The organism is Microbacterium sp. B35-30 (assembly GCF_010634855.1).
Lineage (GTDB): Bacteria > Actinomycetota > Actinomycetes > Actinomycetales > Microbacteriaceae > Microbacterium.
Genome location: NZ_MWLQ01000003.1, coordinates 59253 through 72848, shown reverse-complemented (window position 1 = coordinate 72848; position 13596 = coordinate 59253). Strand labels below are relative to the sequence as shown.

16 protein-coding genes are annotated in these 13596 nt (G+C 71.1%); 12 read left to right on the top strand and 4 right to left on the bottom strand.

Going from position 1 to position 13596, the window contains the following annotated elements:
* Positions 1-27: 27 nt before the first annotated feature.
* Positions 28-564, bottom strand: coding sequence for a hypothetical protein (locus B2K11_RS01770; protein ID WP_163616245.1), 537 nt, complete (start codon positions 562-564; stop codon positions 28-30).
* A 23-nt stretch (positions 565-587) separates the two neighbouring features.
* The gene (locus B2K11_RS01765; RefSeq protein ID WP_163616243.1) at positions 588-1028 is read right to left on the bottom strand and encodes a helix-turn-helix domain-containing protein; all 441 of its coding nucleotides are present in this window, start codon (positions 1026-1028) and stop codon (positions 588-590) included.
* Between the two features lie 151 nt (positions 1029-1179).
* Here B2K11_RS01765 and B2K11_RS01760 point away from each other — a divergent pair, with 151 nt between their 5' ends.
* From B2K11_RS01760 to B2K11_RS01730, 7 genes are all read left to right on the top strand, one after another.
* Positions 1180-2382, top strand: a complete 1203-nt coding sequence (locus tag B2K11_RS01760; RefSeq protein ID WP_163616241.1) for a globin domain-containing protein — start codon at positions 1180-1182, stop codon at positions 2380-2382.
* A gap of 14 nt (positions 2383-2396) precedes the next feature.
* Positions 2397-3209 (top strand): DivIVA domain-containing protein, encoded by an 813-nt coding sequence (locus B2K11_RS01755; protein ID WP_163616239.1) that lies wholly within the window; start codon positions 2397-2399, stop codon positions 3207-3209.
* A 52-nt stretch (positions 3210-3261) separates the two neighbouring features.
* On the top strand, positions 3262-3636 hold the full coding sequence (locus tag B2K11_RS01750) for a group 1 truncated hemoglobin (RefSeq protein ID WP_163616237.1): 375 nt from the start codon (positions 3262-3264) through the stop codon (positions 3634-3636).
* Positions 3637-3727: 91 nt separating this feature from the next.
* The gene (locus B2K11_RS01745) at positions 3728-5104 is read left to right on the top strand and encodes a transcriptional regulator (RefSeq protein ID WP_163616235.1); all 1377 of its coding nucleotides are present in this window, start codon (positions 3728-3730) and stop codon (positions 5102-5104) included.
* 62 nt (positions 5105-5166) lie between these two features.
* The gene (locus B2K11_RS01740; RefSeq protein WP_163616233.1) at positions 5167-5583 is read left to right on the top strand and encodes a VOC family protein; all 417 of its coding nucleotides are present in this window, start codon (positions 5167-5169) and stop codon (positions 5581-5583) included.
* A gap of 228 nt (positions 5584-5811) precedes the next feature.
* Entirely contained in the window at positions 5812-7362 is a 1551-nt protein-coding gene (locus tag B2K11_RS01735) for an aldehyde dehydrogenase family protein (protein WP_163616231.1), read from the top strand.
* 193 nt (positions 7363-7555) lie between these two features.
* Positions 7556-7963: a DUF779 domain-containing protein gene (locus tag B2K11_RS01730; RefSeq protein ID WP_163616229.1), complete on the top strand. Its 408-nt coding sequence runs from the start codon at positions 7556-7558 to the stop codon at positions 7961-7963.
* A 17-nt stretch (positions 7964-7980) separates the two neighbouring features.
* Here the strand turns inward: B2K11_RS01730 and B2K11_RS01725 are convergent, their stop codons facing one another.
* Entirely contained in the window at positions 7981-8469 is a 489-nt protein-coding gene (locus B2K11_RS01725) for an FBP domain-containing protein (RefSeq protein ID WP_163616227.1), read from the bottom strand.
* Positions 8470-8908: 439 nt separating this feature from the next.
* On the opposite strand from B2K11_RS01725, the gene B2K11_RS01720 reads away from it, so the two are divergent.
* From B2K11_RS01720 to rplI, 5 genes are all read left to right on the top strand, one after another.
* Positions 8909-10108, top strand: a complete 1200-nt coding sequence (locus tag B2K11_RS01720) for an acyl-CoA dehydrogenase family protein (RefSeq protein ID WP_163616225.1) — start codon at positions 8909-8911, stop codon at positions 10106-10108.
* Between the two features lie 338 nt (positions 10109-10446).
* Positions 10447-10815 (top strand): 30S ribosomal protein S6, encoded by a 369-nt coding sequence (gene rpsF, locus B2K11_RS01715; protein WP_163616223.1) that lies wholly within the window; start codon positions 10447-10449, stop codon positions 10813-10815.
* A 5-nt stretch (positions 10816-10820) separates the two neighbouring features.
* On the top strand, positions 10821-11357 hold the full coding sequence (locus B2K11_RS01710; RefSeq protein ID WP_163616221.1) for a single-stranded DNA-binding protein: 537 nt from the start codon (positions 10821-10823) through the stop codon (positions 11355-11357).
* 72 nt (positions 11358-11429) lie between these two features.
* Positions 11430-11684 carry a 30S ribosomal protein S18 gene (gene rpsR, locus B2K11_RS01705; RefSeq protein WP_045301896.1) on the top strand — a complete coding sequence of 85 codons (255 nt, stop codon included), beginning with the start codon at positions 11430-11432 and terminating at the stop codon, positions 11682-11684.
* Between the two features lie 10 nt (positions 11685-11694).
* Complete coding sequence (gene rplI / locus B2K11_RS01700; RefSeq protein WP_163616220.1) at positions 11695-12147, top strand: 50S ribosomal protein L9; 453 nt, start codon at positions 11695-11697, stop codon at positions 12145-12147.
* Positions 12148-12259: 112 nt separating this feature from the next.
* Here rplI and B2K11_RS01695 read toward each other — a convergent pair whose 3' ends face one another.
* Complete coding sequence (locus tag B2K11_RS01695) at positions 12260-13534, bottom strand: GNAT family N-acetyltransferase (RefSeq protein ID WP_163616218.1); 1275 nt, start codon at positions 13532-13534, stop codon at positions 12260-12262.
* Positions 13535-13596 lie beyond the last annotated feature (62 nt).

Sequence of the window (13596 nt, the reverse complement as noted above, 5' to 3'; positions counted from 1 at the left end):
ACCGGTTCGGGGACGCGGCCGGGGGGCTCAGCGGGCGATCGCTCGCAGGTGCGATGCCACGCGCTCGGCGAACGCCGGGCACCCGGCGCCGGCGAGGGCGTCCGCGAGCGGCTGGGCGGCGCGCTGCCTCGTCACGTCGCGCACGGCAGCGGGTGCGGTGTCGTCCGTGAGGCAGAGGAACTCGTCGGGTGTGCAGATCTCGAACGGCAGACCGTCGCCGTCCTCGCGCGTGCGGGCGCTCGCCGAGAGCAGCACATGCGCGCCGGTGGTGAGGGCGTCCCCGACGGCGGAGTCGCCGACCCGGCCGCCGACGCCGGGCTCGGCATCCGTCTCCGCGGCGCCCACGACCTCGTCGAGGCTGGCCGTGAGAAGAGCCAGGCGCCGCGGGGCCGCCGCCGCTCGCGCGGACGGATCCCCGCTCCGCCACAGACGCACGGCCTCGGCCACGACGGCGGGGGAAGAGTGCAGCTGGAAGGCGTCGGTCTCGTCGCGCAGCAGCGCCAGCCACTCGTACGGGGTGCGCGCGGCGAGGACGTCGGCGTCGACGAATACACGTTGCGGCACCAGGTCAGGCTACCCGGGGGCGGTTATCGATCCGCTCCGAATTCGTCGTCGAGCTCGCGCAGCGCCTCGAGGGCAGCGCGTCGATCCTGCGCGCGGCTCTTGCGCAGCGCCAGCACGTCGTCGGTGCGCAGTCGCGTATGGGTTCCGACCTGCCGCGACGGCAGCTCGCCGCTGCGCACCAGCTTCATCAGCGTGGGGCGTGAGACGCCGACGAGCTCTGCCGCGACGGTGGTGGTCAGCTCCGCCGGCAGCGCGCTGACGGCGAAGTGGCCACGGGCCAGACCGCGGAGCACCTGGATCAGGAAGGAGCTCACGTCGGGCGGAACCGCCACAGGCTCGCCGTCATCGGCGGCGAGGGAGAACTCCCGTGCGCCCCGGTCGTGCGCGCGTCGCACCAGGTCGGCGGCCTGCTCGCGCAGGCTCTCCTCGACGAATACTGTCCCGTTCGTCAACACCACGGTCATAAGGCCCCCCGACCCGTGACGCGCCGTCAGATCGGGCGCTGTTCGCCGCCATGATATCCGGTTGCACTTGCAGCTGCATGCTTTGCAGATACATCTGGAACGCGCTAGCGTCGGCCGATATCGACGGACCGATGGATGGGACACGACACTGGTGGATGCGGTAGCGCTCAAGCGGACCTGGGCTCAGGTCGCGGCTCACGGGGACGCGGTACCCGGATACTTCTATGCGCACCTCTTCCTCGCCCACCCCGAGACGCGCGATCTGTTCCCGGTCGCGATGGCGGCCCAGCGAGATCGGCTCGTCAAGGCGCTCGGCCACATGGTCAGCAACGTCGACCGTGTCGGCGACGTCGTCGGCTACATCGAGGACCTGGGCCGTGACCACCGCAAGTTCGGCACCATCGCCGGTCACTATCCGGCCGTGGGCGCCTCGCTGCTCGCGACGCTCAAGCACTTCCTCGGTGCCGCGTGGACCCCTGAGCTCGCGGCCGACTGGGCCGAGGCCTACGGCCTGATCGCGACCACCATGATCACGGCGGCCGAGGCGGTCGAGTCCGAGCCCGCGACCTGGTCCGGCGAGGTCGTCGCGACCGAGCGGCGGGGGATGGATGTCGGGACCGTCACGATCCGCCCCGACAACAGGTACCGGTTCCAGGCGGGTCAGTCGCTCGCGATGGAGATCCCGCAGCGCCCGCGGCAGTGGCGCTACCTCTCGCCGACGCATGCACCGCGCGCCGACGGCACGATGACCTTCCACGTCCAGCTGGTCGCCGGCGGCCAGGTCAGCGGAGCGCTGCTGCGCGACGTGAAGCCGGGCGACCGGGTGCGGCTCGGCCCGCCGATCGGCGAACTGCTGACCCTGCGCTTCGACAGCGAATGGCCCGACCTGCTGCTGATCGCGGGCGGCACGGGCCTGGCCCCGCTGCTCGCGGTGCTCGACCAGGTCGCCGGCCGCCACGCCGCACGAGGGAGCGGGCCTCGTGTCGCGCTCTACCACGGGGCGCGGCATCCGTGGGGGTTCTATGCGAAGCCGGAACTCGAGCGCTACGCCGACGCATCGTGGCTGACCGTCACCTACGCGGTGTCGGACGACCCGTCGTTCCCGGGACGCCGCGGACTGATCGGCGACATCGCGGCCGCGGACGGTCCGTGGGACGACCGCCTGGCGATGGTCTGCGGCTCGCCGCGCATGGTCGATCACACCGCCGCCGTCCTGCGCCGGGCAGGGTTCGACGAGCACAGCATCCGCAGCGAGAAGTACGAAGACCCGTTCACCCAGCAACCCCGCACGACCGGCGATCCGGCAGCCTCCCCCGAACTCGTTCAGCCGGGCATCGCACGGGGAATCCAGTAGAGGGCAGAAGCGAAATGACCGCGACCGAATCCGTATCCATCACACCGGAGCTGCTCCGCGGAGTGTCCTTCGCGGAGGAGCGCCACGGCTACGCCCGCGCCGAGGTCCAGGCGCTGCTGGCAGGCGCGGCCGACGCCCTCGAAGTCGCGTGGCGCGACAACGAGGCGCTGACCGCCAGCGGCGTGACCACCGAGGAGGGCGAGATCTCGAGCCGCGCGGTGCTGCTGCTCAGCAGTGCCCAGCGCATCGCCGACGACGCCGTCGCGGAGGCCGAGTCGTACGCCAAGGACCTCATCGAGACCGCTCGCAAGCAGTACCGCGAGATCATCGAGCGGGCGCAGCACGTCGCCCACTCGATCGAGAAGCAGGCAGCGGCCCACCCCGGAGCGGTCGCCGAGGCCGCCGCCGCCACCGCCGCCGAGCCCGGACCGGCCGCGGCACCCGCCGTCGGCGTCCGGCCGGCAGAGCCCTGGGCCGACAGGTCCCCCTCGTTCGCGTTCGCGACCGACGATCTCGCGGCCGCGGGGCCGGCATCGCCGGACGATGTCGTGCGCGCCCGCCAGTTCGCCCGCATGGCCACCGCCCAGGTGCACTCGCTCCTCGAGTCGATCGAACGCGAACTCGGCCGGCTTGGCGCGACCCCGGCGCAGACGCCAGTGCAGACTCCGGCGCAGCCGCCCGCCCCGCCGACCCCCGCGCCGCCGGCACCCGCCGCGCCGGCGTCCGCGGCGCCGGCGTCCGCGGCGCCGGCCTCGCAGGAGCAGCCCGCGACCGACGACCAGCCCTCGAACGACCGCCCGTGGCGACGGGGCAGCGCCGGGCGCTGACCCTCCCCGCCGACACCAGCCACCCCGCCACCCTCACGATCGGAGCACCCGCATGACCGACACCACCGAAGCAACCCTGTACCAGCGGCTGGGCGAAGGCGACGGCATCGCCGCCGTCGTCGACAACATGTACCGGCTGATCCTGGGCGACGAGAGCCTGGCCCCGTACTTCGCCGACACGCGGATGGTCGACCAGAAGCGCCACATGGCGCTCTTCCTCGCTGCCGCGGCAGGCGGCCCCGACGGCTACAAGGGCCTCGACATGAAGGCGGCCCACGCCGGTCGCGGCATCACCGACGCCGACTTCGATCGCGTCATCGGTCACGCAGCGACGGCACTCGCCGACGCGGGTGTCGATGAGGCCACCATCGGCCAGGTCGCGGGCGCCCTGATGCCGCTGCGCACCGAGGTCACCACGGCAGGCTGAGAGAGCCGGGCTCGATCGACGACGCCGTCAAGGGCGACGCGCGGCCGTCCTACACTGGACGCACGCTCCACCGACGTCGATCGGAGCCGCCGTGTCATCACCCTGGTCGCAGCGCCGCGAGGTGTCGCCCGAGACATCCCGCCTGCTCATCGAGCGCGCGCACGAAGAGCTGGTGGCGGGCAACGCCGCCGACCACCGCCTGAGCGACGTCCGGAGCCTCGTCCGCGAGTCCTGGCGGCGTTCGCTCGACAGCCTCGTCGGCGCCGAGGCGCTGCCACCCCTCGACCTCACCGCTGAGGAGCTCGAGGCGTATCGCCGCGCGCACCCGCTCGCGGGCGTGATCGACATGGTGCGCGGCCTGCTGCTGCCGGGCGAGGCCTCCGACTCCGGCGTCGTCGTCGCGGTCGGCGATGCGGCCGGCCGGCTGCTCTGGGTCGAGGGGGACCGCAACGTGCGGCGGCTCACGGGCGACATGGGGTTCGTCGAAGGCGCGAACTGGTCCGAAGACGCCGTGGGCACCGCCGCCCCGGGCACGGCCATCGCGCTCGATCGGTCGGTGCAGATCACCGGCGCCGAGCACTTCAACCGGCTCGTTCAGCCGTGGTCGTGCAGCGCGGCGCCGGTGCACGATCCCGAGACCCGTCGCATCCTCGGCGTCATCGATGTGACGGGCGGCCTCGAGGCGGTGACCCCGCAGGCGCAGCTGCTGGTGGATGCCACCGCCCGGGCGATCGAGGGAGAGCTCCTGGTGGCGCGGCTTCGCGCCCGCGCCGCCGACGGGAACGGCGTGGGACGCGCGGCGACCCGTCGTCGCCCTTCGACGCGCCGCCCGGAGCGCACCCGAGCGACGCTCCGGGTGCTCGGTCGCGACCGAGCGCTGCTGGAAGTGGCCGGTGAGGGCGTCGAGACGGTGTCCGAGCTCGGTCCGCGCCACGCCGAGCTGCTGCTCATGCTCGCCGTGCATCGCCAGGGTCTGTCGGCCGAGCGACTGGGTGATCTCGTGTATGGGGAGCCCGCCGACGCCGTCCGCGCGGCGGCCGGTGCGACGTCCGTCACACTCCGCGCCGAGATGGTGCGACTGCGCCGGGCGCTCGCGGCATCCGCTCCCGCGCTCGTACCCGAGTCGCGGCCCTACCGACTCGGCGTCGAGATCGAGACCGATGCCCACCAGGTGCTGTCGCTCCTCGACCGCGGCGCGCATCGCGTCGCCCTCGCCGCCTACCGGGGCGATGTGCTGCCGGACTCCGTCGCGCCGGGGGTCGAGGAGTTCCGCGACACCGTCCGCGTGGCGCTCCGCGAGGCGCTCATGGCCGAGGCATCCGTCGATGTCCTTCTCGCGTTCGCCGAGACGGATGCCGGCGCCGACGACGTCGAGCTGCTGCGGCTCTGCCTCTCTATGCTGCCCGCGCGCTCGCCGCGCCGCGCGGGGCTGGTGGCGCGGATCGAGAAGCTCGAAGCCGCTCCCTGATCGCGGACTGTTTGTGACCGCATTGGGCGGCAAGCTGGATTCACGACAGAGAGGAACCGCACATGCTCCGCGGATTCGCCACTATCAGCTACTACGCCGCTGACCTCGACGCCGCCTCGCGCTGGTACGCCGAGGTGCTCGGCATCGAGCCCTACTTCGTCACTCCCGCCTACATCGAGTTCCGCGTCGGGGACTACGAGCACGAGCTCGGCATCATCGATGCGCAGTACCGTCCGCCGATGCCCGACGGGCCGGCCGGCGCGGTCATGCAATGGGCGGTCGACGACGTGCACGCCGGCCTGGCCCGCCTGCTCGAGCTCGGGGCGACCGAATATCAGCCGGTGATCGAGCGGGGCCACGGCTTCGACACCGCGGCCGTGGTCGACCCCTTCGGCAACATCCTCGGCATCATGGAGAACCCGCATTACCTCGAGATCGTCGAGCGGGACCGCGCTCGCCGCGCACCATCGGCCGAGTAGCCCGCCCCCGCCCCCGCCCCCGCCTCACTCCCGCTCGCCAGCGGCCCTGACCCGGTCGTTGAGCGAGCGAGGAACGCGGTCGTTGAGCGAGCTTGCGAGTCGAAACGCAGAGACGAAACGCCCTGCGCTCGGCGCAGACGATCGGCCGCAACGTTGTGCAACCTCCCGCCGTCTACTTTCGACCCATCGCGACGACGACCGTCGCGGAACGCGTCGAAGGAGACCAGCATGACCATCGTCGAAGAGGGTGTCTCGAGCATCTACGCCGCCCCCGGGCAGCGCGGCTCGATCGCCGACTACCGCCCCCGCTACGGTCACTACATCGGCGGCGAGTTCGTCGAGCCGATCAAGGGCCAGTACTTCGAGAACATCAGCCCTGTCACCGGCAAGCCCTTCACCGAGGTGGGCCGCGGCACGGCGGAGGACATCGACCGTGCGGTGGATGTCGCGTGGAAAGCGTTCGCGTCCTGGAAGCGCACCACGCCGGCCGAGCGCTCGGTCATCCTCAACAAGATCGCCGATCGCATCGAGCAGAACCTCGAGAAGATCGCCGTCGCCGAGACGTGGGAGAACGGCAAGCCCGTCCGCGAGACCCTGGCGGCCGACATCCCGCTCGCCGTCGACCACTTCCGGTACTTCGCCGGCGTGCTCCGCGGCCAGGAGGGCTCGCTCAGCCAGATCGACGAAGACACCGTGGCGTACCACTTCCACGAGCCGCTCGGTGTGGTCGGGCAGATCATCCCGTGGAACTTCCCGATCCTGATGGCCACGTGGAAGCTCGCCCCTGCGCTCGCCGCGGGTAACTGCGTCGTGCTCAAGCCGGCCGAGCAGACGCCGGCGTCGATCCTGTTCCTCTTCGACCTCATCGGCGACCTGCTGCCGGCCGGTGTCGTGAATATCGTCAACGGCTTCGGCATCGAGGCGGGCGCGCCGCTGGCGCAGCACAAGCGCATCCGCAAGGTGGCGTTCACGGGCGAGACGACCACGGGCCGCCTCATCATGCAGTACGCGTCGCAGAACCTCATCCCGGTGACCCTCGAGCTCGGGGGCAAGAGCGCGAACGTGTTCTTCGAGGACGTCGCTCGCGACACCGGCGACGCCTACTACGACAAGGCACTCGAGGGCTTCACGCTCTTCGCGCTCAACCAGGGTGAGGTGTGCACCTGCCCGTCGCGCGCGCTCATCCAGCGCTCGATCTACGACCGCTTCCTCGGCGACGGGCTCGACCGCGTCGCCAAGATCGTGCAGGGCAACCCGCTCGACCCCGCCACCATGATCGGCGCACAGGCCTCGAACGACCAGCTCGAGAAGATCCTGTCGTACATCGAGATCGGCAAGGCGGGCGGCGCCAAGCTGCTCGCCGGCGGTGAGCGCGTCGACCTCGGCGGAGACCTATCGGGCGGGTACTACGTCGCGCCGACGGTGTTCGAGGGCTCGAACGACATGCGCATCTTCCAGGAGGAGATCTTCGGCCCGGTCGTCTCGGTGACCTCGTTCGACGACTTCGACGACGCCGTCTCGATCGCCAACGACACGCTGTACGGCCTCGGCGCCGGTGTCTGGAGCCGCTCGGGCGACACCGCGTACCGCGCCGGGCGCGCCATCGAGGCCGGTCGCGTCTGGACGAACACGTACCACCAGTACCCCGCGCACGCGGCGTTCGGCGGGTACAAGCAGTCCGGCATCGGCCGCGAGAATCACCTCAAGATGCTCGACCACTACCAGCAGACGAAGAACCTGCTGGTGTCGTATGCCGACGGAGCCATGGGCTTCTTCTAAGCCGGCCTCCCAGGCCGTCGCGTCCGGGGGTCGGGCGCGACGGCGTCCCCCGCCCGGGTGGAGCGAGTCGCCAGCCGCTCCGCCCGGGCCATCCATGTCCCACTTCTCGCTCCTGATGTCCCGAAATCGGTCGACAGCGCCTTTCGGAGCGACCGAAATCGGGACACGCACATCGAGAGGCGAGGCGATCGCAATGGCCCAGACCCGCACCCACTCACGCGTGGCGGTGACGGATGCCGCGGCATCCCTCCTGCGACGGCTCACCGCCGAGCACGGCCCGCTGATGTTCCATCAGTCGGGCGGGTGCTGCGACGGCAGCGCGCCGATGTGCTTCCCGGTCGGCATGTTCCAGACCGGCCCGTCGGACGTGCGCCTCGGCGAGCTCGACGTCGGCCTGGCGGAGCCGATCGAGGTCTTCATCTCAGAGGCCCAGTTCGAATACTGGAAGTACACGCACCTCACCATCGACGTCGTGCCCGGCCGGGGCGCGGGCTTCAGCGTCGAGGCGCCGACGGGCAGCCGCTTCATCATCCGCTCGCGCATGCTGACGGATGCCGAACTCGACCACTTCGGAATGGGGCCGCACGCCACCGCAGGGTGACGTGCGGCCCGGCCCCGTCAGAGGCTGTCGCGGATGTCGCGGGCGAAGCCCTCGGCGTGCGCGCGGAGTGCCTCGATGCGGCGCCGGCGTGCGGCCATCACGTCGAACCCGAGGTACGCGGGCGGCATGGGCCGGCGGGCGTTGACGGAGCACTCGAAGTTCTCGCACAGCAGGGTGCCCACGGTGTCGCCATTGCGGCCGGACTTGCCGGCGCGCTTCGCGCCGAACAGCACCACGTCGTTCGGGAGCGTGACGTCCTCGCACCACGAGCACTGCGGGCGGGTGCGGGTGCGCTGCTCGGTCTGGCGCAGCAGGATGCCGACCGGCTCGTCGTCGACCGGCACGACGATGAAGCCGGCGAGCGGCTGCTTCGGGTCGCGCCAGCCGAAGTAGTCGAGGTTCGCCCAGTCGACCTGGGCCAGATCGGGGACGACGAGGGCGTTGCGTTCGCGCAGGGAGGCGTTGATGAAGGACGCGCGAATGTCCTTCTGGGTGTGAGCGTGCATGATTCCTTGTTCAGCGAGGGTCGTCGCGGGACGACGAAGAGCGGATGCCGCAGACCGGCGGCCTGCGGAGAGTCGAGGGCGTCATGCTCGGCCTCAGGCCGGGCGACGCGCGCGGCTACCTCCGCTCGGCGCACGAAGCGCCGAGGACCCCCTCACGCCCGCCGGGCGTCGTGAACGTCGAATGCACGCCCGACAGCATACGCTCGCGCCGCTGGCCGCCGGCTCCGAGCCGGCCAGCGCAGGAGCGCCTCATACAGAGCATCAACTCCGCCTCGGCGGTGTGCTGCGGTGGCAATCGGCCGGAATCAGCCCATCCCACCGAAGGCAGAAGGAGTTGTGGCTCGCTTCCGCCCAGCGCCCGCCCGCCCGCCGAGCGGGCAGAATCGGGGAAGCGCCCGTGCGAGATCGCGGGCGCCACCGCACTGCGCGAGGAGGCGCCATGACCGATGCCGGCAGGAACCCCGACGACCTCGACGCGCTGCGCGCCGCCACCGACGTCCTCGGCATCGACGCGCTTCTCACCGCGGACGAGCGCGGCGTCCGCGACCGCGTGCGCGCCTTCGTCGACGCCGAGATCCGCCCGCATATCGCGGACTGGTTCGACCGGGGCCACTTCCCCGTCGAGCTCGCGCCGGCCCTCGGACGCCTCGGCGTGCTCGGCATGACCCTGGACGGCTACGGATGCCCCGGCCGCAGCGCCGTCGAGTACGGCCTGGCCGCGCTCGAGCTCGAGGCCGGTGATTCCGGCATCCGCACGTTCGTCTCGGTGCAGGGGTCGCTCGCGATGGGCTCGATCCACCGCTGGGGCAGCGAGGAGCAGAAGCTGGAGTGGCTGCCGCGCCTGGCCGCGGGCGAGGCGATCGGCAGCTTCGCGCTCACCGAGCCGACCGCCGGGTCGGACCCGTCGAGCATGAAGACGCACGCGCGCCGCGACGGATCGGACTGGATCCTCGACGGCGCGAAGCGCTGGATCGGCCTCGCCTCGGTCGCACAGCTCGCCGTCGTGTGGGCGCAGACCGACGACGGCGTCCGCGGCTTCCTCGTCCCGACGGGCACGCCGGGGTTCGAGGTCGGCGTGCTCGAGCCGAAGGGGTCGATGCGGGCCTCGGTGCAGACCGAGCTGCACTTCGACGGCGTGCGGCTGCCGGCATCCGCTCTCCTGCCCGAGGCACGGGGCCTCCGCGGACCGTTCTCGGCGCTCAACGAGGCGCGCTACGGCATCGTGTGGGGCGCGCTCGGCGCAGCCCGCGACAGCTACGAGGCGGCGCTGCGCCATGCGCTCCGGCGTGAGCAGTTCGGGCGGCCGATCGCCGGGTTCCAGCTGACGCAGCGCAAGCTCGTCGACATGGTGGTCGAGCTGCAGAAGGGTGCGCTGCTCGCGCTTCACATCGGACGCGCGAAGGATGCCGGAACCCTCACTCCGACGCAGATCTCGCTCGGCAAGCTCAACAACGTGCGAGAGGCGATCGCGATCGCACGCGAGGCCCGCACGATCCTGGGGGGCGACGGCGTGCTTCTCGAGCACTCCCCCATCCGCCACGCGGCGAACCTCGAGTCCGTGCGCACGTACGAGGGCACCGACGAGGTGCACACCCTGATCCTCGGCCAGCACCTCACCGGCCTGGACGCGTTCCGCTGACTCGTCGTCGCCTCGCCCCGGGCTCCGCGTCGCCTCGTCCGGCTTCGCCGAACCAGGGGATCTCCGGCGAGCCACAGGGCGACGCCCCCGGGTCTCGGCGCGAATCCCCGGTCTCGACGGCACCTCCCCGGTCTCGGCGCGAATCCCCTGTCTCGGCGACAGCGAGCCCGGTCTCGGCGACAGCGAGCCCGTGGTTCGGCCCACACCGCGGCATCCGGTACCATAGGAGGGTTGTCCGTATGCGTGCGCACCTGCGTGCCGTCCGGATGACGTGCACACACACCCTCCTGCTGTCGGGAAATGCCCGGCAGCCGTTCTAGTCCGAAGGAGGTGGGTTAGTGACGCACCAGTACGAACTCATGGTCATCCTGAACCCCGAGATCGACGAGCGCCAGGTCGGCGCCAACCTCGACAAGTTCCTGAAGGTCATCACGACCGACGGCGGCACCATCGAGAACATCGACATCTGGGGCAAGCGCCGTCTCGCGTACGAGATCCAGAAGAAGAACGAGGGCATCTACGCCGTCGTCAACTTCACGGCGACCGCCGCGACCACGCAGGAACTCGACCGTCAGCTCAACCTCAACGAGCAGATCATGCGCACCAAGGTGCTGCGTGCCGAAGAGGCCATCGCGATGATCGCCTCCGAGAAGCAGCGCGCCGACGAGCGTGCCGCCCGCAAGTCTGCCAAGGCAGCGAAGGCGTAAGGCTGATGGCCGGCGAGACGATCATCACCGTCGTGGGAAACCTCACGGCTGATCCCGAACTGCGGTACACGCAGAACGGCCTCCCCGTCGCGAACTTCACGATCGCGTCGACGCCGCGCAACTTCGACCGTCAGGCGAACGAGTGGAAGGACGGCGAAGCGCTGTTCCTCCGCGCGAGCGTGTGGCGCGAGTTCGCCGAGCACGTGGCCGGCTCGCTGACCAAGGGCATGCGGGTCATCGCGACCGGCCGCCTCAAGCAGCGCAGCTACCAGGACCGCGAGGGCAACAACCGCACCGCGATCGAGCTCGAGGTCGACGAGATCGGCCCGTCGCTGCGTTACGCGACCGCACAGGTCACCCGCGCTGCGGGCGGCTCGGGCGGCGGCGGCAGCTTCGGCGGCGGTGGCGGTGGCGGTCAGGCTCGCCCGGCCCAGGTCGCCGACGAGCCGTGGTCGACGCCCGGTTCGGCGAACGGCGGCGGCGCCGCCGGCGGCGACGCCTGGGCAGCTCCCGGCGCCTACGGCGACGACACCCCCTTCTAAGGGTCGATCTCAGAAGCAGATTCCGGATGCCTCGGCGCGAGGCATCCGATCAAGGAAACGTAAGGAACCACCATGGCTGGAAAGGCAACCGGCGACCGCCGGAAGCCGCGGAAGGGCGCGAAGAACGCGGCCCCCGCGAAGGCGATCCGTGTCGGTCTCATCGACTACAAGGACGTCGCGACTCTTCGCAAGTTCATCTCGGAGCGTGGCAAGATCCGCGCCCGTCGTATCACCGGTGTCTCGGTGCAGGAGCAGCGTCTGATCGCCAAGGCGATCAAGAACGCGCGCGAAATGGCGCTCCTGCCCTACGCCGGCGCTGGCCGCTAAGGAGCACCCAATGGCAAAGCTGATTCTCACGAATGAGGTCGCCGGGCTCGGAAGCGCCGGAGACGTTGTCGAGGTCAAGAACGGGTTCGCCCGCAACTACCTCATCCCCCAGGGCTTCGCTGTGGCCTGGACCCGCGGTGGCGAGAAGCAGGTGGCGTCGATCCGCGCCGCTCGCGAGTCCCGCGCGATCCACGACCACGAAGAGGCCGTGGCGCTCAAGAACGCCCTCGAGACCAACAAGGTCAAGCTGTCGGTCAAGGCCGGCGCCGAGGGCCGCCTGTTCGGCGCGGTCAAGACGGTCGACATCGCGAACGCGGTCAAGGCCGCCGGCCTCGGCGACCTGGACAAGCGCAAGATCCACATCACCTCCCCGATCAAGTCGGTGGGCGAGCACGAGGCGACGATCCGCCTGCGTGACGACCTCACCGCCGTGATCACCCTGCAGGTGGTCGCCGCCAAGTAACTCTGGCGCGGATGGATGCCGCGGGCCGGTGCTCTTCACGAGCACTGCGCCCGCGGCATCCGTCGTTTCCGGCGTCCGTCGCTGCGTGGATGCCGCCTGCCGACGTTGGCGGTCAGAAGACCCAGTTCGCCCCGGCGGCGACCGGCCACGACCAGGCGGCGGATGCTGTGCGCAGCGCCTCGGGCGAGCGCACCTCGATGAGGCCTGCCTGCGCCAGGGAGCTCAGCGAGATCGAGCCCAGGTGGGCCGCGCCGAGCTCGCGGATGTCGAGGGTGAGGTCCGCTTCGTCGTCGGTGCGGGTGACATCGGCGTGGCCCCACGCCTCGGCGCGCACCCGCCAGCGACCGGCGTTGGCGGGGAGCATCGCGTCGGTGACCTCGAGCACGACGTCGACATCGCCGGCGTACCGGCGCTGCGCGAGCGCGGCGGGCAGGTCGACGATGCGGATCCACGAGTTGTCCTGATAGTCGGGCGCGGCGGCCCTGACGTCGACGAGGAGCGACACGATCGGGTCATCGACGGGCAGGTTCGAGATGTGCACGCGGGTGGTCAGGTCGAGGTCGAGCAGCACAGACCACATCCGGTGCGCGGCGGCGGCTGTCAGCGCGACGGCCTCGCGCACGTGCACGGTGCCCTCGGCGCCGGCGCGCTCCCACGACATCGTGCGGCGGAAGGTCCCGTACGCGAGCACGGCGTCGGTGTCGTCGCGCACCAGCAGGAGGCGCAGCGCCTCCTTGCCGCCGCGCAGCGCCGCGGGGTCGGCCTCGCGCGCCGCGCGCTGCTCGGGGGTCTCGCGGGTCGCCCAGCCCGGACGGCCCAGGCCTTCGGGCAGCCGCGCGTAGTCGCGATGGATGGCGGCCACGAGGTCGCCGTGGACCTCGGCATCCCAGTCCTCCAGCGCGACCTCGAGCTCGGCCGCACCGGGTACCGGACGAAGCGCCGCACCGCGGGGGATCGTCAGGCTGAGCTGCGTCGAAGCCATGCCGTAGCCGAAGCGTCCGTAGATCGGCGTCTCGGCCGCCATCAGCCCCGAGATCGTTTCGCCGTGCGCGAGGCAGTCGGCGAAGTGGTGCTCGATCATGCCGCGCAGGATGCCGCGGCGACGGTGGCCGGGGTGCACGCCGACCCACGTCAGCCAGCCGCACGACACCTCGGCCCCGGGGACGGGGTAGGCGCGCAGCGGATACGCGCCGTGGAAGCCGGCGAGCTGTTCGTCGTCGTCGACATGGGCGACGCCGTACGTGCGGTGCCAGCTGAGCGGGCTCGGCAGTTCGCGCAGCGCCTCGACGGAGCGCTCGGTGGGGAATGCCCAGATGTCCAGACGGAGGACGTCGTCGAGGCGGTCATGACCGATGGGGGTCAGAAAGTAGGGCTCGGGAACGGGCACCCCCCTACTCTGACGAGCGGGCGGGGGATGCGCAACGCGAGCGGCGCGCCCTGGACCTGCGC

Excerpts from the sequence above, each read along its gene's own strand:
- B2K11_RS01755 (WP_163616239.1), top strand. The coding sequence starts at position 2,397 with ATGACCGCGACCGAATCCGTATCCATCACACCGGAGCTGCTCCGCGGA.
- B2K11_RS01750 (WP_163616237.1), top strand. The coding sequence starts at position 3,262 with ATGACCGACACCACCGAAGCAACCCTGTACCAGCGGCTGGGCGAAGGC.
- B2K11_RS01720 (WP_163616225.1), top strand. The coding sequence starts at position 8,909 with ATGACCGATGCCGGCAGGAACCCCGACGACCTCGACGCGCTGCGCGCC.
- rpsR (WP_045301896.1), top strand. The coding sequence starts at position 11,430 with ATGGCTGGAAAGGCAACCGGCGACCGCCGGAAGCCGCGGAAGGGCGCG.
- B2K11_RS01710 (WP_163616221.1), top strand. The coding sequence starts at position 10,821 with ATGGCCGGCGAGACGATCATCACCGTCGTGGGAAACCTCACGGCTGAT.
- B2K11_RS01725 (WP_163616227.1), bottom strand. The coding sequence starts at position 8,469 with ATGCACGCTCACACCCAGAAGGACATTCGCGCGTCCTTCATCAACGCC.
- B2K11_RS01740 (WP_163616233.1), top strand. The coding sequence starts at position 5,167 with ATGCTCCGCGGATTCGCCACTATCAGCTACTACGCCGCTGACCTCGAC.
- B2K11_RS01735 (WP_163616231.1), top strand. The coding sequence starts at position 5,812 with ATGACCATCGTCGAAGAGGGTGTCTCGAGCATCTACGCCGCCCCCGGG.
- B2K11_RS01765 (WP_163616243.1), bottom strand. The coding sequence starts at position 1,028 with ATGACCGTGGTGTTGACGAACGGGACAGTATTCGTCGAGGAGAGCCTG.
- rplI (WP_163616220.1), top strand. The coding sequence starts at position 11,695 with ATGGCAAAGCTGATTCTCACGAATGAGGTCGCCGGGCTCGGAAGCGCC.
- B2K11_RS01730 (WP_163616229.1), top strand. The coding sequence starts at position 7,556 with ATGGCCCAGACCCGCACCCACTCACGCGTGGCGGTGACGGATGCCGCG.